This is a genomic window from Cryptosporangium arvum DSM 44712 (assembly GCF_000585375.1).
Classification (GTDB): domain Bacteria; phylum Actinomycetota; class Actinomycetes; order Mycobacteriales; family Cryptosporangiaceae; genus Cryptosporangium; species Cryptosporangium arvum.
Map to the genome: position 1 here is coordinate 4453370 of NZ_KK073874.1, position 18286 is coordinate 4471655.

At 73.3% G+C, this 18286-nt stretch carries 14 protein-coding genes; 5 read left to right on the forward strand and 9 right to left on the reverse strand.

Annotation, left to right across the window (positions count from 1 at the left end; genetic code table 11):
- The first annotated feature begins 17 nt into the window (after positions 1 to 17).
- Positions 18 to 1955, forward strand: a complete 1938-nt coding sequence (locus CRYAR_RS20000; protein WP_035852927.1) for a WD40 repeat domain-containing protein — start codon at positions 18 to 20, stop codon at positions 1953 to 1955.
- Here the strand turns inward: CRYAR_RS20000 and CRYAR_RS20005 are convergent.
- From CRYAR_RS20005 to CRYAR_RS20020, 4 genes are all read right to left on the reverse strand, one after another.
- Positions 1941 to 3671: a choline/carnitine O-acyltransferase gene (locus CRYAR_RS20005; protein WP_035852932.1), complete on the reverse strand. Its 1731-nt coding sequence runs from the start codon at positions 3669 to 3671 to the stop codon at positions 1941 to 1943. The genes CRYAR_RS20000 and CRYAR_RS20005 overlap by 15 nt on opposite strands.
- A complete protein-coding gene (locus CRYAR_RS20010; RefSeq protein ID WP_035852935.1) occupies positions 3668 to 4474 on the reverse strand; it encodes a class I SAM-dependent methyltransferase in 807 nt (268 codons plus the stop codon). Before CRYAR_RS20010 ends, CRYAR_RS20005 begins: the two co-directional genes overlap by 4 nt.
- Positions 4475 to 4487: 13 nt before the next feature.
- A complete protein-coding gene (locus CRYAR_RS20015; protein WP_035852938.1) occupies positions 4488 to 5315 on the reverse strand; it encodes a HalD/BesD family halogenase in 828 nt (275 codons plus the stop codon).
- Between the two features lie 203 nt (positions 5316 to 5518).
- Positions 5519 to 5698 carry a hypothetical protein gene (locus tag CRYAR_RS20020; RefSeq protein ID WP_035852945.1) on the reverse strand — a complete coding sequence of 60 codons (180 nt, stop codon included), beginning with the start codon at positions 5696 to 5698 and terminating at the stop codon, positions 5519 to 5521.
- Between the two features lie 99 nt (positions 5699 to 5797).
- Between CRYAR_RS20020 and CRYAR_RS20025 the strand changes: the two genes are divergently transcribed.
- A complete protein-coding gene (locus tag CRYAR_RS20025; protein ID WP_035852948.1) occupies positions 5798 to 6850 on the forward strand; it encodes an LLM class flavin-dependent oxidoreductase in 1053 nt (350 codons plus the stop codon).
- Positions 6851 to 7033: 183 nt separating this feature from the next.
- Complete coding sequence (locus tag CRYAR_RS50255; protein WP_281174612.1) at positions 7034 to 7156, forward strand: hypothetical protein; 123 nt, start codon at positions 7034 to 7036, stop codon at positions 7154 to 7156.
- Between the two features lie 1543 nt (positions 7157 to 8699).
- Here CRYAR_RS50255 and CRYAR_RS43350 read toward each other — a convergent pair.
- Together CRYAR_RS43350 and CRYAR_RS20035 are read right to left on the reverse strand one after the other, a co-directional pair.
- A complete protein-coding gene (locus CRYAR_RS43350) occupies positions 8700 to 9293 on the reverse strand; it encodes a biliverdin-producing heme oxygenase (protein ID WP_051570700.1) in 594 nt (197 codons plus the stop codon).
- Positions 9290 to 9904: a lysoplasmalogenase gene (locus tag CRYAR_RS20035; RefSeq protein WP_035852949.1), complete on the reverse strand. Its 615-nt coding sequence runs from the start codon at positions 9902 to 9904 to the stop codon at positions 9290 to 9292. Before CRYAR_RS20035 ends, CRYAR_RS43350 begins: the two co-directional genes overlap by 4 nt.
- A gap of 59 nt (positions 9905 to 9963) precedes the next feature.
- Between CRYAR_RS20035 and CRYAR_RS20040 the strand changes: the two genes are divergently transcribed.
- Positions 9964 to 12258, forward strand: coding sequence for a putative bifunctional diguanylate cyclase/phosphodiesterase (locus CRYAR_RS20040; RefSeq protein WP_211247548.1), 2295 nt, complete (start codon positions 9964 to 9966; stop codon positions 12256 to 12258).
- Here CRYAR_RS20040 and CRYAR_RS20045 read toward each other — a convergent pair.
- Entirely contained in the window at positions 12244 to 13578 is a 1335-nt protein-coding gene (locus CRYAR_RS20045; protein WP_035852952.1) for a carotenoid oxygenase family protein, read from the reverse strand. The two genes, CRYAR_RS20040 and CRYAR_RS20045, sit on opposite strands and share 15 nt — an antisense overlap.
- An 81-nt stretch (positions 13579 to 13659) precedes the next feature.
- Between CRYAR_RS20045 and CRYAR_RS20050 the strand changes: the two genes are divergently transcribed.
- Positions 13660 to 15306, forward strand: a complete 1647-nt coding sequence (locus tag CRYAR_RS20050) for an acyl-CoA synthetase (RefSeq protein ID WP_035852954.1) — start codon at positions 13660 to 13662, stop codon at positions 15304 to 15306.
- Here the strand turns inward: CRYAR_RS20050 and CRYAR_RS20055 are convergent.
- Positions 15290 to 16324, reverse strand: coding sequence for an FAD-dependent oxidoreductase (locus CRYAR_RS20055; RefSeq protein WP_035852958.1), 1035 nt, complete (start codon positions 16322 to 16324; stop codon positions 15290 to 15292). The genes CRYAR_RS20050 and CRYAR_RS20055 overlap by 17 nt on opposite strands.
- Before the next feature lie 19 nt (positions 16325 to 16343).
- Complete coding sequence (locus CRYAR_RS20060; protein WP_035865296.1) at positions 16344 to 18242, reverse strand: glycoside hydrolase family 3 protein; 1899 nt, start codon at positions 18240 to 18242, stop codon at positions 16344 to 16346.
- Positions 18243 to 18286 lie beyond the last annotated feature (44 nt).

An 18286-nucleotide genomic window follows, 5' to 3' on the forward strand; every position in this document is an offset into this window, starting at 1 on the left:
GTTCGGTAGGGTGCGGCATGCTCGCGAAGTTGCCGCTCGACAGTCCGCTCTGGCTCGAGTTCGATGCCTCGTTCTCGACCGAACAGGCGCTCGACGCACTCCGTGAGGTGCTGACCCGGCGGCAGCTCGGCGAGTCGTGGGACGAGCTCCGGTCCGAGCTGCTGCACCAGGGAACCGTGTACGACATCACGTCGGCCGCGATCCCGCACCTGGTCGACCTGGCGCCCGCGCTGTCGGTCGAGGAACGCGCCGAACTCTGGACCGAGATCGGCTTCTGGGTCACCGCGGGAGCGGACTACTACGAGGGCCCGGTCGCCGACGGCCTCCAGGAGAGCCTGACCGCGGCGCTCGCGGTGGCCGAGGCCGGCGCGCTCGAGCTGTTCCGCGAACGCGCCGGCCTCGGCGACAGTTACTTCGCGCTCGCGTGCGTGACGCTCGCCGGGCACCCGAGCGGCGGCGCGATGTGGTCGTTCCTCTCGCCCGGCGAGGGGTACGTGACGCTGACCTGCCCGACCTGCGAGGAACAGGACGAGGTGGACGGGTTCGGCGATCCGCTCGGGCCGCCCGGCGCGCCGCCGGCGGTTCCGGACCTGCGTGCGGACGCCCGCGACGTGCCGGGCTGGGCGTCGCTGGCCGACGAGATCGAGGCCGCGCCCGACCTGTTCGGCCCCGGCTGGGACGGTTTCGCCCGGGTCGCGGTCGCGGTCGCCCGGGCCGGTGTGCCGGAGACGGCGCCGCCGGCCGCGGTCTGGTGCCTGATCGCGGCGATGGTGGCGCTGCGCGGCGACGTCGCCTGGGCCCGCACGATCACCCGGCTCGCCGGGCACTACCAGTGCGTGAGCTGCCAGGACGTGTACTCGATCGGGGACCTGATCGCGGAGGACGAGTTCGCCGAGCCGATCGTCCCCGACGGGCTCGACCCGGCGACGTTCGCCGACGCCGGCGGGTTCCGCCCGGCGCCGGGCGGGTGGCCGGTCGTGGCCGGACCGACCGTCGCGACCCGGTGGCGCGCGTCGACCGGCCCGGTGGACACGCTCACGGTGGCGACGCTGCCGACCGGGCAGTCGATCGTGGCCGGTGTCGGACCGTCGGGTCTGCACCGCTGGGACCTGGGGACCGGGGCGCCGCTGCCGGTCGCGGCCGGGGGAGCCGTGCGCTCCTCGGCGGTGGTGACGGCACCCGACGGCCGCACCTACGTCGTCGCCGGCGGTGACCGGCTCCACCGCTGGGACGCGCTGACCGGCGACCCCCTGCCCGCGCGGCCGGCCGCGGTCCGGGCGCTGGCCCCGGCCGTGATCCCCGCCCCCACGCACGGACGCCACCCGGAGGACCCCGGGTGGCTGGCCGGGCTGCGCGACGGCCGGACCGTGCTGGTCACCGGCGAGGAGGACGGTGCGGTGCGGCTGTGGGACCCGCTCACCGCCGAGCCGCTCGGCGAGCTCTACCGCACCGACGGGATCGGCGCGATGACGTCGGTGCCCGACCGCTCGTTCGGCGACCAGGTCGTCACGCTCTCCGGTGCGCTCACCGTCGACGTCTGGAGCTCCGCTGCGGTCACCGGCCGGCGCTCCTCGATGGCGCCCCCGGCCACCCGGCTCGCCGCGCTCGGCCACGAGTCGCTCGTCGACGTGACCGGCGCGCCCGGCGGGATCCTGCTCGCCGACGCCGGCGGCCTGGTCTCGCTCTGGACGACGTTCGGCGTCCGCCTGGGCGACCCGCTCCCTCCCGACCCCGGCCACACCGGGGTCGTCGCCGTCGCGGCCGTGACCACCACCGCCGGCCCGCTCGTCGTCGCCACCGCGAGCGCGGCCGACGCGACCCTGCGCCTCTGGACCCCGTCGACCGGCGGCGTCACGCTCGTCGACCTGGACGCGCCCCCGCGCGCCCTCCACGCCACCGGCCCGCTCCTTCTGGTCGCCACCGACACCGGCGTGCTCGCGCTAACCCTCGAGTAGCGCGGTGAGTTCACGCACCGCGACGCCGAGCTGCGCGGCGAACGCGGCCATGCCGTCCTCCACCGCGCGAGGCGTGCTGAGGTGGATCGCCACCCGGTCCGGCAGCAGCACGTAGCCGACGCCGATGCACGTGCTGCTCGTCGACCCGAACCCGAAGTAGTCGATCGACGTCGACGGAGCCGAGCTCGTGCTCAGGTAGTCGTCGCGCATGATCAGCCAGCCGGGCGTGGAGAACAGGGCGGGCTCGGTGTCGACGCCGAGCTCGGCGCCGCGCCGCCGCTGGATCAGCTGCAGCTCCCAGAGGTGCTGCTCCGGGGCCCGCCCGAGCCGGCACTCCGTCGCCCGCCGCACGTGGGCCTCGGCCGCCGCACGGAACGCGTCGCGCTTCCGGGCGTCCCCGGCGGCCGGATCCTCCATCGTGTCGACGAACGCCACGGCCTCCGGGGTGACCACCCGCATGGCCTCGGTGCGGCCCCACTGGTACTGCCGGGTGCCGATCGACTCGTAGGTGGCCCCGGTGACGCCCTTCGCGCGCCGATGGGCCAGCTGATAGGTCATCTGCAGGAACGCGTCCGGCGACATCCGCAGGCTCTTGGCCCGGTCGGAGCCGAAGTCGGTGAACGTCAGCACGGTCGTCGCGGTGGCCGCGGCGTAGTCGGCGAACGAGGCCGCCGCGTCGCGCACCGCCGCGCGCTGCGCGTCGTCCAGCGCGAACTCGAGCGGACGCGCGACCGGGACCCCCTGCGGCGTCTCCGCGTAGTCGTCCGGCGCGTAGCTCAGCACGAAGTCGGTGAACCCGAGGATCGTGGTGCCGTCGAGCTCGCAGTGCTCGACGTTGATCCCGGCCCGGCCGTCGGCGAACACGACGAACGACACCGCTTTGTCGAACCAGCGGTTGCCGCTGTCGCCGTGCAGCAGCTGGTCGGCCGCCTCCAGATCGGAGGCCGGCGTCAGGTCCTCCAGGCAGACGCAGAACAACGCGCTCTCGACCTCGTCCAGCAACGCCGGGTCCAGGGCCCGCCGGTCGGCCGCCCACTCGGCGCGGGCCTTCGTCGTGAGGTGCCCGACCGGGTACTCGGTCCGCCGCCCGCCGGCCAGCACCGCGCGCAGACCGGCGGCGATCTCGTCCAGGGTGTGCCCGACGACGTCGAGCCGGTAGATCGTGCCGCGGTGGAGCACCAGGATGTGCCGGGCCGTGGACGGGCCGTCCCACCCCTTGCCGTACGGCCCGCGGACGGTGTCCTGCACCGCGCCGGGGATCCGCGTGGTCGAGAACAGGTACTTGTTCTGCTCCATGGTCTGCGGCACCCCACGCACGACCGCGGGTGGCAGCTCCTCGGCGTCGACCGCCTGTTTGAACGCCAGGGCTCCGGCGATGAGCGCGGTCGCCCGCTCCACCTGGCCGAGCGGGGCGTCGCGGAAGAGGAAGAAGAAGTTGGCGTTGAGCGCGATGCGGTCGCGCCGGCCCAGGTAGCGGTAGGGCCAGAAGGTGTCCAGCCAGCTGTGCACGCCTTCGCTCGCGTCGTACTTCTCCAGCGCGGCGTGGAGCGTGCGCCCGGAGCCGCCCAGGAACTCGGTCACCGACGCCTCGGTGGCCGCGCGCTGCTCCGCGGTCAGCAGCGGCGCGCACCAGTCCAGGAACCGGGCGCAGCTGTCCTCCAGCGTGGGCAACGGCGAGCGGGGGAGGTGATCCTCGTTGGCGAAGGTGCGGGTCACGGCTCTCTCCGGGGGCGCGAGATGTGCAGCTGGGCGTAGAACCAACCGTCGGTCTCCCGGCCGGCTGGGTCGACGCCCAGCTCGGACAGGCGGTCCAGGACGGACGACCGCTCGTCGGCGGTGGCGAACCTCCGCTGCCGGACCGGTTCGCCGATCGGCGCCGTGTCGTACCCGAGGTCGTCGAGGTGACCGGCGATCGCATCGTAGGGGAACATCCGCAGGCAGTAGTGCGCCATCCACGGCCGACGGTCCCCGGCCGCGTCGACGATCCGCAGCAGCGTCTTCTCGGTCACGTAGCCGATGCAGCCGGTGGAGATCACCAGGTCGGTGCCGGCGATCCGGGCCCGCTGCGCCTCCTCCGGTTCACCGGCCTCCAGGTCGGCGTGGACCGCGTCGTCGAGGAAACCGGCGGCGACCGCGTACTCGAGCGCCGGGGCGGACGGGTCCAGTCCGGTGAACCAGGCCCGCTCCGGCCGGGGACGCGACCGCACGAGCGCCCGGTCGGCGGCCAGCAGCGCGGCGCGGGTCCCGCCGACCGCGGTGTATCGGTCATACAGCTCGGCGAGCGTGACGTCGCAGCGCAGCAGAGCGGCGTTGACGCCGTACGAGCACCCCAGGTCGAGCACCCTCGGGGTGGCGACGTCCCGCGCGGCGCGGTACTCGGCAAACAGGCGGGCGAACCGCGGCGCGGCCACGCCCGGGATGCCGTACTCGAACTCGCGCAGCGTCCGGAAGAACGGCCGCGGGTCGGGACGCGAGTAGATGTGGTCGAAGGAAACTTTGCCGGTCTCGTCGCTCGTCACCAGCGGAGGCCTCTCAGTCGAGTAACTGGTCACCGCGGACGGTCGCGCCGGCCTCGTGGGCGGCCAGCGTGCGGCCGAAGAGCTGCCGGGTGCGCGCCGCGCTGCCGATGACCCCGGGACGCTCGGTGTAGGAGAAGATCGCGGTGTGCCGTGGCCGGGTGCCGGTCACCGTGGTCACCCGGTGCATCGCGAACCGCCCGCGGAACAGCTGCAGGTCCCCGGGGCGCAGCGTGAGCCGGCGCGGCGGCCGCCCGCGGCCCTCGATGACCGCGCGCACGTCGCCGAAGTTCTCGGCCCGGGCGGTGCGGATCTCCGGGCAGTACTCGAACACGCCGCCGCCCTCCGGTGCCTGGGTGAGCAGGCTGACCGCGAACTCGTTGGTGTCGAAGTGCCACGGATGGCCCCGGCCGGGCGCCACCACGTTCAGGCACAACCCGGCCAGCGGGTCCGCGAGCTCGTGGATCCGCGGCTTGCCGAAGCAGGCCGCGAGGAAGCGCTGGAAGTCCGCGTCGGTGTAGAGGCGCTGGATGAGCGCGTCGGGCGGGATCAGGTCGCGGGCGGTGAACGCGTTCTCCCGGCGCATCGGGATGCGCGCCGGGTGGTCGGCGGGCAGCGACTCGTCGAGCGCGATGTTGTAGACGTTCACCGTCTCGACGTCGTAGTGGGCGAGCGGCGCCACCGACGCGCCCTCGGCCCGCAGGGTCTCGTGCAGCTCCGGCCGGACGAAATCGGGGAGCACGCTGCAGCCGTGCGCGGCGAGCTCGGCGTGGACCGTGCTGATGACGTCCCGCCAGCTCGCACTGCCGGGTTCGTGCAGGGGATAACGCTCGGTGTCCCACACAGGCGCCTCCTCGGATTCCGCGTCGAATCCCGTCGAAGGCGTTCAGAGTAAGCACATGCGTCGCAATGGGACCTTTGCTTCGTAACGGCTGTGACCCTTCGCACGCCTACGCTCACGCGCGGAGGCCGGCCGTTCAGCACCTTCTCCCCGGCGCTGCGGCCCGCCTGGCGGGGCTCGGGCCGCTGACCCGAGCCCCGCCCCTGCTAACGCTCGGTGGTCACCGCGTCGAGGACCGGCTCGGCGCCGTACTCCAGCGGGAGGACGCCGCTCTCGCGCAGCTCGGCCTCCTCCCGGCGGCGCGCCACCACCACGGCGACCGCGGTCGCCGACACTCCCAGTGCCGTCAGGAACAGAACCGTCTTCAGACGCCGACGCTTAGCCATGCACAGACGGTAGCGCTCCGGTGCCACTGATCCTCTGTGGACCTCGCGGTCCCCGGCCCAGGTAATGTGCCCGCTGTCCGGTTCGGCGAAGGGACTGACGTGGCCGCCAAGGAGTACGGGATCTTCCTGCCGATCGGCAGCGGCGGCTGGATGCTCTCCACCACCGCTCCGCATCCGGAGGCCACCTACGCCTACAACAAGCGCGCCGCGAGGCACGCGGAAGCCATCGGGCTCGACTTCATCATGTCGATGGCGAAGTGGCGCGGGTTCGGCGGCACCACCGACCACTGGGGCGAGAGCCTCGAGTCGATAACGATGATGTCGGCGCTCGCCGAGGCCACCGAGCGCGTCAAGATCTGGGCGACGGTGCACGCGAATGTCCACAACCCGGGCATCGCCGCGAAGATGTTCACCACGCTGCAGCAGATCTCCGGGGGTCGCGCCGGGATGAACATCGTCAACGGCGCCTATGCGGCGGAGTTCGTCCAGTACGACCTGTGGAGCGACCTCTCGAAGGAGGATCGCTACCGGATGACCGCCGAGTGGACCGAGGCGGTGCTGCGGCTCTGGTCCGAGCACAGCGTCACGCTCGACGGCGAGTTCTACACGCTGCGTGACGCCGAGTCCCGTCCGCACCCCGAGGTGCGCCCGACGATCATCAGCGCCGGCCAGTCCCCGGCCGGACGGGCGTTCCAAGCCGCGTACGCCGACGGCGCGTTCCTGTCGGCGAACTCGCTGGAGGACATGCGCGACTTCTCCCGCGACGTCCACCGGAAGGCCGCCGACGCCGGGCGGGACGTGAAGACGTACTCGATGCTGATGGTCGTGCAGGACGAGACCGACGCCGGCGCGGCCGAGAAGGTACGCCGCTGGAGCGAGGGCCTCGACCGCGAGGCGCTCGCCGCGATGCGTGAGTCCTGGGGCTTCCCCGAGGACCGGGCCCGCGCCTGGGCCGAGGGCGCGACCGGCTCGGCCGTGTTCCAGACGCCGTACGTCAGCGGCTCCGCCGACACGGTCGTCGAGCACATCCGCACGATCGTCACCGAGGCCGAGCTCGACGGGCTGATGCTGATCTTCCCGGAGTACGACCAGGACATGCTGCTCTTCGGCGAGACCGTTCTGCCCGTGCTCCGGAAACTCGACGCCGACTAGCTCCCGGCCGGCACCGTGCCCGGGACGTCGTCGTGCCACGCCGAACCGGCGTGGCCCGGCATCGGGCCTCGGAGACGCCGGCGCACGGGCCGGTGATGAAGGGTCGGTCGCGGCGGGTGGGCCCCGGCCGGTGGTCAGGGGTGCGGTCCCGCGGTCCGGCGCGCGTCCTCGGGCGTCGAGATCATGGGCGTCGAGCTCTGCGCGTCGGTGGCGTACCGCGGGACGTCCGGCGAGGAGGACCAGGCGGCCTGGGACGACGTGCTCGGGGTGAACCTCACCGGGGGTGGGCTACGGCGCGGGCCGTGATCCCGCACCTAGTCGCGGCGGTGCGATCGTGCTCACCGGCTTCATCGCCGGACCGCGTGGGGCACGGGTGGGTGCGGCTACGGTGACGCGACGCACGGGGTGGTCGGGATCATGGTGGTCCGGCCAGCGACCTGGCCGCGCATCGGGTGAATGGCTATTGACGCGGTGCCGGGAGCGAGCCCGCCCGACGACCTCTCCGTGAACCGCCTCGGCGGGCGAGTGTCCTGCCGGCCATCGGAACCGGAGCGCGATCGCGGCGAGGATGAGTTCGGGTGGCCAGGACGCGGAACTGTTCAAGCCGGTTGAAGCAGCGTTCGACGACGGTGGGTTGCTCATGTGACCGCGGGTTGAAGGACGGCGGACGACCGCCCGCCGAGCTGGTCGCGGCGGGCTCTTCCGGCGCAGCAGCTCGGGGCGCGAGCGCAGGCACGGAGCACGGAGCACGGAGCACGGAGCACGGAGCATGGCGTGGGGCGGGTCCCGCTGTCGCATGGCCCGAAGCACGGCATGGCACGGCGCGGGACGCGGCACGGCACGGCACGGGGCGAGGCGGCCGGCACGGGGGCGGCACGGCACGGTGCGGTGCGACACCGCACGAGGTGGCGCGGCACGGCGCAGCGCGGGGCGGCGCGGCCCGGCACGGCATGGGGCGGTCCGGCACGACACGACACGACACGGGGCGGCGCGGGGCGGGGCGGCCCGGCACGGCACGGCACGCGCGGCACGGTGCGGCACGACACGACACGACACGACACGGGGCGGCGCGGTGCGGGGCGGCGCAGTGCGGCGCGGGGCGGCGCAGTGCGGTGCGGCATGGGGCGGCCCGGCACGGCACGCGCGGTATGGGGCGGCCCGGCACGGCACGCGCGGCATGGGGCGGCCCGGCACGGCATTCGCGGCATGGGGCGGCATGGGGCGGGGCGGGCCGGCACGGGGCGGCACGACACGACACGGCGCGGGGCGGGGCGGCGCGGCACGGGGTGGCGCGGCGCAGCGCGCTGCGGCATGGGGCGGCGGTGCGGGCCGGGGCGGAGGCGGGCGGCGCGGAAGCGGGCACGGTAGTGCCCTGACCACGAATGCCGGGCGGGTTCGCGGCCTGGCACCGACGAGTTTCGGAGGGCTCGAACGCGTTCTCGGGCCTACGCGGGCTGCGGTAGCGCCGGGAAGTCGGCGTAGGCCCGGGAAGAGGTCGGTGCAGGCTGTCGTCGGGCCGAGAAACAGTGCCACCCGCGCCCTAGAAACCGTTGCCCTCGAGTGGGAAGCGCACTAGCGGGCGTCCGGTAAGTCATCAGAGCCGGAGCACGATCGCGCCGCTGGTCGAAGGCCGGTCGGCGGCCACCGGTCCAGCCTCGAGCCGCCCTCCACCCAACCTGGCCGGACCGTGCAGGACAAATGTTGCGGAGGGCGGATCCTAGGCACTAAGCCGTGTCCGCGATCACCCGGACCGAGCGGGTACGTATCCGGCCCGATCCCCGCGACCCGGATCCAGCGAAGCAACGGCCGCCCACGCCCGATCCACGACCCACTACTGCCAGGTCATCCGCTAGGCCACCGCCTCCGTGGGCGGACCCGGGGTGATGCCGCAGCGGATCGCGGTGGTGGCGATGTGGTCGAAGGTGGCGCGGGCGGACGCGACCGCCTCGTCGCGTTCGGCGGCGGTCCAGGGGCGGGCGGCCAGCGCCACCCGGAAGTCACGCCACTCGCGGCCGGGGTTGCGGCCCTCGCGCCGGAAGAAGCGGGTCGCGTCGGGGGCGCCCGGCCCGAGCACCCGCCGGATCTCCGGCGCGAGCACCTGCCCGCCCAGCGCGCTGCCGAGCAGCACGTACCGGGCGCCGACCGCGGCCGGGAGCGAGCCGAACGGCGGGCTCGGCGCCGGGGGGAGCTCCGCGCCGCCCACCGCGCCGAGGTCGGCGCGGAGCAGCGGGGAGGACGTGCCGAGGTCCGCGGGCAGACCGAGCGACCCCCAGCCGGGAGTGGCGGCGAGCGAGGCCTCCAGCGGCTCCCAGGCGGCCAGGAACGCGGCCAGCACCGCACCGGCGTCGCCCGGCGTCCGGATGCGGCCGGGTAGGTCGAGGTGCTCCTCGAGGCGGTGGTGGTGGTCCCGGGTCCCCGTCCGCAACGCCTCGATGATGCTCATGACTGAGGCTTACCTAATTCGGCGTCGGGGTCAAGGCGGGCCCAGCCGGTGACGATGAGCGCCAGCGCGGCGATGTAGGTCACCATCACCAGCAGGTCCTGGCCCGGCACCGTGATGTCGGCCGCCCCGAGCCCGATCAGGAAGTCCGACACCAGGAACAGCGCACCCCCGGCCGCGACCCGCCGGGAGATGCCCGCTGCGGTGGCCGCCATGACGCTCAGCGCCAGGCTGTAGACCAGCACGGGCACGCGCAGGTCGCCCAGCCGCTCCCACAGCGCGGCGTTCGCGCCCGCCCAGAGCACCGCGTACCCCGCCAGAGCCCCGCGCCGCAGCCGTCCCCGCCGGGTGAACACGCTGATCAGGCACGCCTGCGTCCCGAGGAAGAACGCCATGCCGACGAGGAACGCCCGCTCGTCGTCGATCAGCAGAGCGACGTCCCCGGCGGTGGCGAACCCGAGCGCGACGACCACCGGACCGAACCCCCGCCGCCGCAGCAGGTAGATCGCCAGCAGGGGCGCGAGCAGCGGTTTGGCGACCCACTGCAGCACCGCGACGTCGAACGCGACGCCGATCAGTTCGAGCCCGGCGGCCACCGCGAACAACGTCAGCATCGCCGGACCCTATCCAGCGGTGACTAAGACCGACCCCCGAAGTGCCGATCGGTGCAGGTGTGACCCGAGTGCTCGTGCCCGAGCGCACCGGCTCCGTGCTTCCGGTGCGGCCGGGCGCCCCACCGCGCGGCGTCCGTGCCGGGTCGTGGGCGCTGACCGGCGCCGCCGCGGCCGGCCTGCTGGTGGTCGGGTTCGGGCCCGAACCGCTGCGAGGCCCGGTGGGGCTGGCCGGCGTCCTGGTCGGGCTGGCGGCGTTGGGCTTCGGCACGGCCCGGGTCGCCCGGCCCGGCGACCGGGCGCCCTGGCAGCACATGTGCGTCGCCGGTCTGCTGTTCCTCACCGGGATCGCCATCCGGATCATCGTTCCGGAGACGGCCGTCTCGCCGCCGACGCCGATGGCGATGATCCCGAACGTCGTGGTCATCCCCGGCTACCTGATGAGCGCGTACGCGTTCGCGGGTCTGCTGCGGCGGCGCCGGGCCGACGAGGACGACCCCGCCTGGGTCGACGCGGTGCTCGTCGGCGTCGCCTCGGCGTTGCTGGCGTGGACGTACCTGGTGCAGCCCTCGATCGAGCGGACCGGGCTGCCGCTGATCCAGCTGGCCAACTCGTTCTTCCCGGTCATCGATGTCGTGCTGGTCGTGCTCGTCGCGCAGCTCGCCCTCGCCGGTGGGGTCCGCGCGCCGACGCTGTGGCTGCTCATCGTCGGTTCGGCGAGCCTGTTCGGCGGCGACTTCCTGTACAGCGTCCGCGACGGCAACCTGGCCGACCTGCCCGCCCACTACGTCGACGCCCTCTACACGGCCGCGTTCCTGCTCTTCGGCGCCGCGACCCTGCACCCGTCGATGCGCACGCTCACCGAGCCGCAGCAGATCGTCGTGCGTGACCTGTCCCGGGCCCGGACCGTGGTGATCGCGGTGGTGCTGCTGATCCCGATCGGGGTCATGACCGCCGAGCCGGTCGGCGGGGCGCTCGACCGGTGGGTGCGCGCGGTGCTCTGCAGCCTGATCGTCCTCGCGCTGCTGTTCCGGGTGGTCCGGTCGAACAACTCCCGGGCCCGGGCCGAGGACGCGATCCGCCGCCGCGCCACGCACGACGCGCTCACCGATCTCCCCAACCGGGAACTGCTCAGCGAGACGATCGCGACCTGGGGCGACCGGGCCGTGGCCGACGGCCAGGAGATCAGCCTCCTGTTCATCGACCTCGACCGCTTCAAGATGATCAACGACCACTGGGGCCACCGGGTCGGCGACGAGCTGCTCTGCGCGGTCGCCGGCCGGCTCTCGGCCAACCTCCGCGGCACCGACCTGGTCTGCCGGACCGGCGGCGACGAGTTCGTCGTCGTCCTGGCCGGCCCGTCCGCCCGCACGCTCGCCGAGGCGACCGCGGGACGGGTGCTCGACCTGTTCTCCCGTCCGTTCCTGCTCTCGGTCGGCGAGGTCGTGACCTCCGCGTCGATCGGGGTGGCCAGCGCCGTGAGCGGAGCCGAGGCCCTCGAGCTCATCCGCGACGCCGACACCGCGATGTACGAGGCGAAGGCGACCGGCCGCAACACCTACGCCCGGTTCGACACCCGGATGCGCGACGACGTGCGCGACCGGATGACGCTCGAGCAGGAGCTGCGCGGCGCCCTCGAACGCGGCGAGCTCTACCCGACCTATCAGCCGATCGTCGACCTGTCGACCGGCGAGCTGGACGGCTACGAGACGCTGATGCGCTGGCGGCACCCGACGCTGGGCCTGATCTCGCCGTTGCGGTTCGTCCCGATCGCCGAGGAGACCGGCCTGATCGTCGACGCCGGCGCCTGGCTGCTGCGTGAGGCGGCCACCCAGCTCGCGACCTGGCGGGCCGAGCGCGGCCCCGGCGACCGGCCGCTGCACATCTCGGTGAACATCTCGGTGCGCCAGCTGCGTGACCGGGAACTGGTCGCGATCGTGCGCGACGTGCTCGACGAGACCGGCCTCCCGCCCGACGCGCTCTGGCTGGAGATCACCGAGTCCGGCGTCATGGAGGACCTGGAGACCGCGCTCGCCACGCTCGACGAGCTGCGCGGGCTGGGCGTCACGCTCGCGGTCGACGACTTCGGCACCGGCTACTCGTCGCTCAGCTACCTCAACCGGCTGCCGGTCGGCATCGTGAAGCTGGACCGGTCGTTCGTCTCCGAGGTGGGCGAGCAGGGCGCGAACGAGTCGATCGTGCGTGCGGTGCTGGCGATGGCCGGTGCCCTCGACCTGAAGGTCGTGGCCGAGGGCGTCGAGACCGACGTGCAGCGCGACTGGCTGCGTGACCAGGGCTGCGACCTGGGGCAGGGCTGGCTCTACGGCAAACCGGTCCCGGCGTCAGAGATCGGGTAGCCAGTTCCCGTGGAACCCGGTCGGTATCCGTACCGGCAGGTGGACGGCCGCGACCGGATCCAGGGTCTCGGCGTCGAGGACCGCCAGCTCGGTCGTGTCGTCGGCCAGCCGGGAGACGAAACCCAGCAGGTAGCCGTGGCCCTCCGGGGCGTCGGGTGACGCGGGCTCGAACACGAACTCGCCGATCGCGGTGCCGGGGCCGAAATCGCGGCTCCGGGTGGCTCCGCTGACCAGGTCCTGCCGGAGCAGCGTGGTGTTGAGCGTGGACGCGCCCGGTGTCAGCGCCATCGTGTAGCCGTAGCGGTGCCTGCGCCCGGCGAACCGCTCGTCGATGCGGGGGAACTCCTGGTGACGGTCGTCGAGTGCGGTGCACGTGACGGTGCCGGCGCGCAGGTCGACGGTCCAGCGCTCGAGGGTGCTGATCGTGCCGTCGACCTCGTCGTCGGCGTCGAACTGCTTGGGGTGGCGGGCGAGGTCGATCACCAGCCGGTCGCCGGACTCGTAGGCGTTGAGCGTGTGGAAGACGAAGCACGCCTCGATGTCGAACCAGCGCACGTCGGCGTCGCCGCCCTCGCGGGGGAGCACGCCGATCCGCGTCCGGTAGCCGGGTTTCCAGCTGTAGGGGATGCCGGGCTCCCCGGACATCGCCCGGTCCAGGTCGAACGTGACCGGCAGGTCGTAGAGCACGACGTAGTTCTCGGTCAGGGAGAAGTCGTGCATCATCACCGGGCCGCCGACCGTGACGTCGACCGTGCGGCGGGCCCGGCCGTCGACGCCGATCACCGAGTACTGCACCTGGTCGCCGCGGGCGAACGAGTACGACACCGCATGCAGCTCACCGGTGGCGGGATCGCGTTTGGGGTGGGCGGTGTAGCCCCCGGTCAGCGTCCCGTCGAAGTCGCACGGCCCGACGGTGTCGAGGTCGTAGTCGAGCTCGAGGTTGGTGATGCCGCCCTCGGTGAGCGCGAGCGTGCGCCCGGCGTAGGCCAGCACGTTCGTGTTGGCCCCGGCGAGGTCCATCCCCGCCTCGCCGGAACCCGGCCGCTCCGCCTCCCCGAGTTTCGACGCGGCGAGCGGGCCGCGCACCCAGCGGTTGCGGTACCACTCGGCGCGTCCCGCACGCAGCCGCACGCCGTGGACCATGCCGTCGCCGGTGAACCAGGAGTAGGTCTCCGGGTCGATCTCGCCGATCGGGTTGGGCCCGTTGCGGAGGTACCGCCCGGTGAGGCTCTCCGGTAGCGCGCCGGTGATCGTCAGGTCGGTGAGCGTGATCTCGCGGGAGACCGGGGCGTGCGCGCCGGCCAGATACGGATTTGGCATCGGTTCTCCACCGTGCGAACGACAGTTCACTTACGATCACAGAATTGCGCCGAGGTTTCCCCACTATTTCGGGAGACGCCCGTGGTCGATTTCAACCTGGCTCAGGTCTTCCAGACGGTCGCCGACTCCATTCCCGACACCGAGGCCGTGGTGTGGCGAAACCGCCGCCTCACCTACCGCGAGCTGAACGAGCGCGCCGACGGCCTCGCGCGCTACCTGGCCGGGCGCGGGCTCGGCGCCCGGCGGGAGCGTGCCGGGCTGCGCGGGCACGAATCGGGGCAGGACCACGTCGGTCTGTACCTGCGTAACGGCCCCGAGTACGTGGAGGCGATGGTCGCCGGGCACCGCGCGCGGCTCGCGCCGTTCAACGTCAACTACCGGTACGTGGCCGAGGAACTGCTCTACCTGCTCACCGACGCGGCCGCCCGGGCGCTGGTCTACCACGCCCAGTTCGCGCCCCAGGTCCGCGAGATCCGCGACCGGCTGCCTGCCCTGGACGTCCTGATCCAGGTCGACGACGACAGCGGCAACGCGCTGCTGGACGGGGCGGTGGCCTACGATTCGGTCGTCGGCACGCCCGGCGACCTGCCCGCGACCAGCGGCGACGACCTGCTCATCCTCTACACCGGCGGCACCACCGGGATGCCGAAGGGTGTCATGTGGAGGCAGGACGACATCTACGTCGCCGCGATGGGCGGCACGCCGTTCGGCTCGCCGGACCCGTACCCCTCCTACGAGGCGATCGCGGCCGCGGCGACGGCGAACCCGGGCGGCCAGCGGGTGCTGATGATCCCGCCGTTCATCCACGGCGCCGCGCAGTGGAGCGCGTTCTACACGTTCACCAACGGCGGGACGGTGATCCTGCTCGACGACACCCGGCACCTGTCCGGGGCCGAGGCGCTGCGGCTGATCGTCACCGAGGGCGTCGTCTCGGTGCCGGTGCTCGGCGACGCCGTCGTGCTGCCGGTCGTCGAGGAGATCGAGCGCGCGATCGCCGCCGGGCAGCCGTACGACCTGTCGGGCCTCGCGGTGATCTCCAACGGCGGCGCGCCGCTCTCGCCCGGCATGCGCGAGCGCCTGATGCGCGCGCTCCCGCACCTCATGCTGCTCGACGCGGGCGGGGCGTCGGAGACCGGGATCCAGATGAGCGCGCTCTCGGCGTCCGGGGCGATGACCGAGGCCGGGGTGTTCGACGCGCACGAACAGACCGCGGTCATCGACGACACGCTCACCCGGACGCTGAAGCCGGGCGAGGGCGAGGGGTGGCTGGCCCGCCGGGGCCGGATCCCGCTCGGCTACCACGGGGACGCGGAGAAGACCGCGCGCACGTTCCCGGTCGTGGACGGGGTGCGCTGGTCACTGCCGGGCGACCGGGCCGAGCTCCGGCCCGACGGGCGGGTGCGGCTGCTCGGGCGCGACAGCGCGACGATCAACACCGGCGGGGAGAAGGTGTTCGCCGAGGAGGTCGAGCGGGCGCTGCTGGCCCACGAGGCGGTGCGCGACGTGATCGTCGCCGGGCGGCCCTCCGCGCGGTGGGGGAGCGAGGTGGTGGCGATCGTCGAGCTGAACGAGCCGGTCAGCGACGAGGAGCTGATCGCCGAGAGCGCCCGGCACATCGCCCGCTACAAGCTCCCGAAGGCCGTGATCCGGGTGCCGGAGATCGTCCGGTCGCCGTCCGGGAAAGCCGACTACCGCTGGGCGAAGGAGCAGGTCACGCTGCGATCGTGAGGTACTGCGCGAGGGCGCGGGCGGCGTCGCGGCCGGCCCGGTTCGCCCCGACGGTGGACTGCGAGGGGCCGAAGCCGATCAGGTGGACGCGGGGCTCGCCGGCGACCTGGGTGCCGGTCATCGTGATGCCGCCGCGCTCGTTGCGCAGGTGCAGCGGGTCGAGGTGGGCGAGCGCGGCCCGGAAGCCGGTGGCCCAGAGGATCGCGTCCACCGGGGTGAACCCGCCGTCGGCCTCCCGGACGCCGCCCGGCTCGAGCGCGGTGAACATCGGCCTGCGCTCCAGCACGCCCCGCTCCTCGGCGGCCCGTGCGTACGACGTCCAGGTCAGCCCGGTGTAGGAGACGACGCTGCCGCTGGGCTCACCGGCCTCGACGTCGGCCGTGACCGCCGCGATCGTCCGGCGCCCGGCCTCGGGGTCGAACTCGCCCGAGCGGAAGACCGGCTCCCGGCGCGTGTACCAGAACGTCGTCGCGAACCGGCTGATCTCCTCGAGCTGCTGGAGCGCGGAGATCCCGCCGCCGACCACCGCGACGCGCAGGCCGGCGAAGTCCTCGGCGCGGACGTAGCCGGAGGTGTGCCGCTGGATGCCGTCGAAGTGCCCGGGGTAGCGCGGGAGCACCGGGTTGGTCCAGGTGCCGGTGGCGTTGATCAGCGCGTCGGCCTCCCAGGCGCCGTGGTCGGTCTCGACCAGGAGCGTCGCGCCGGAGTCGCGGACGGCGGTCACCGTCACCGGCCGCCGGATCGGCAGCGCGAACTCCCGCTCGAACGCGGCGAAGTACCGCGGCACCGCGGTGCGGCTCGGCTCGTCCGGCTCGATCGGCGACTTCGGGAAGCCGGGCAGGTCGAAGATGCCGTTCACCGTCGCCATCCGCAGCGACTCCCACCGGTGCTGCCACGCCCCGCCCGGCGCGGCCTCCGCGTCGAGCACGACGAAGTCGATCCCCCTGCGCCGGAGGTGGTAGGCCGCCGACAACCCGGCCTGCCCCCCGCCGACGACCACCACGCTCACTCGCTGCACGTGGGGGCAACGCCGCCGGTCAGGTGCGTATGCCCCAGCCGTAGGGGAAGAGCGGGTGGTAGCTCCGGTCGCCGACGTTGATCGGCACCTGGGCCGTGGTGCGGGGCCAGGTCACCGGGAGCCGGCCGGTGAACGGGCGCTTCCCGAAGAGCACGTCGGCGACCCCGGCTCCCTCGCTACCGGGCAGCCACGACGCCACCAGGGCGTCCATCACCGGCAGTTGATCGGTGACGACCTGCGGACGCCCGGAGACGAGCAGCACCACGCAGGTGCCGGTGGCCGCGCAGACCTTGTCGACGACCTTCTTGTCGCCGGGCTGCAGCGTGAGGAGCTTCTTCTCCTTCTGCGCCGCCGTGCCGGTCGGCCAGGGCGGTGCGCCCACGTCGCCGAAGCCCTCGGCGTACGGGGTCTCCCCGACGACGACCACGCCGACGTCGTCCTTCCCGATCGGGGCCGATGCGTCGGCGCTGTAGGTCACATCCGGCGCCACCGCGCGGATGCCCTCGAGGATCGTGGTGCCGGGGATCGTGTCCCGCCCGGAACGGCCCTGCCAGTCGAGGGTCCAGCCGCCGGCCTGGTTGCCGATGTCGTCGGCGTTGCGCCCGGCCACGTAGAGACGCGAGTCGGTGCGCAGCGGCAGCGCGTGGCCGGTGTTCTTCAGCAGCACCTGCGACTTCGCCACCGCCTCCCGGGCCAGCGCCCGGTGCTCCGCGGTGCCGACCTCGCCGGCTTCGGCGTACGGGTGCTCGAACAGGCCGAGCCGGAACTTCGTGCGCAGGACGCGCCGGACCGCGTCGTCGATCCGGGCCATCGGCACCCGCCCGGCGGTGACCTCGGCCTTGAGCAGCGTGACGAACCGCGGCGCGCTGGTGGGCTCCATGAACAGGTCGATGCCGGCGTTGACCCCGGTGCGGACCTGCAGCGGGGTGGGGCGCGGCGCGGTGGCCGGCACCGAAGGGTCGGGGAGCTGGTGGATGCCTTCCCAGTCGGTGACGACGAGCCCGTCGAAGCCGAGCCGGTGTTTGAGGTAGCCGGTGATCAGTTCCTTGCTCGCGTGCATCTTCACCGGGTTGCCGACGCCGTCCTCGGTCCAGTCGACGCTGGAGAACGAGGGCATGACCGCCCCGACGCGGTGCTCGCGGACCGCGGAGACGAACGGCGCCAGGTCGACGCGGGCGAAGTCCTTCCGGCTGGTGACCGTCACGCCCTGGTCGATCGTGAAGTCGCCGTTGCCGGTGCCGAACTCGGTGTCGCCGTCACCCGCGAAGTGCTTCGCGGTGGCGAGCACGCCGTTCTCCTGCAGCGCGTCGATCGCGCCCTCCATCTCGATGACCAGCGACGGGTCCTCGCCGAAGCTCTCGTAGGTGCGCCCCCAGCGCTCGTCGCGGGTGACGCAGACGCAGGGCGAGAAGTTCCACGGCACGCCGCTGGCCGCGGTCTCCTCGGCGGTCGCCGCGTAGACGTCGCGCACCAGGCCGCGGTCGCGGGTGGCGCCGAGCCCGAGGTTGTGCGGGAACACGGTCGCCCCGAGCAGGTGGCCGTGACCGTGCACGGCGTCGACGCCGTAGAGCAGCGGGATCTTCAGCGGCGTGGCCAGCGCGGCCTTCTGCAGCGTGTTGACCGTCTCCACCCAGGCCGCCGGCGTGTTCGGGGTGGGCGCGGAGCCTCCGCCGGACAGCACCGAACCGAGGCGCAGCTTCGTGACCATCGACGGGTCGGCGCTGGCCGGTGCCCGCTCGGCCTGCGTCATCTGGCCGATCTTGTCGTCGAGCGTCATGCGCTTCAGGAGGTCGGCGACCCGCTGCTCGACCGGCGCCCCGGCGTCGAGGTACCGCGGTGGCGCCGCCGACGCCGGGCCGGCGACCGGGGCCGCCGTCAGCGCCGCCGCGAGCAGAACGATGACCACGGGTAACCGCATGGTGACCTCCTCGACGGTGAGGTGACGTCGATTGTGGTCCATTT

Coding starts and splice junctions, on each gene's coding strand:
- CRYAR_RS20000 (WP_035852927.1), top strand. CDS start 18: ATGCTCGCGAAGTTGCCGCTCGACAGTCCGCTCTGGCTCGAGTTCGAT.
- CRYAR_RS20020 (WP_035852945.1), bottom strand. CDS start 5,698: ATGGCTAAGCGTCGGCGTCTGAAGACGGTTCTGTTCCTGACGGCACTG.
- CRYAR_RS50255 (WP_281174612.1), top strand. CDS start 7,034: ATGGGCGTCGAGCTCTGCGCGTCGGTGGCGTACCGCGGGACGTCCGGC.
- CRYAR_RS43350 (WP_051570700.1), bottom strand. CDS start 9,293: ATGAGCATCATCGAGGCGTTGCGGACGGGGACCCGGGACCACCACCAC.
- CRYAR_RS20035 (WP_035852949.1), bottom strand. CDS start 9,904: ATGCTGACGTTGTTCGCGGTGGCCGCCGGGCTCGAACTGATCGGCGTC.
- CRYAR_RS20045 (WP_035852952.1), bottom strand. CDS start 13,578: ATGCCAAATCCGTATCTGGCCGGCGCGCACGCCCCGGTCTCCCGCGAG.
- CRYAR_RS20060 (WP_035865296.1), bottom strand. CDS start 18,242: ATGCGGTTACCCGTGGTCATCGTTCTGCTCGCGGCGGCGCTGACGGCG.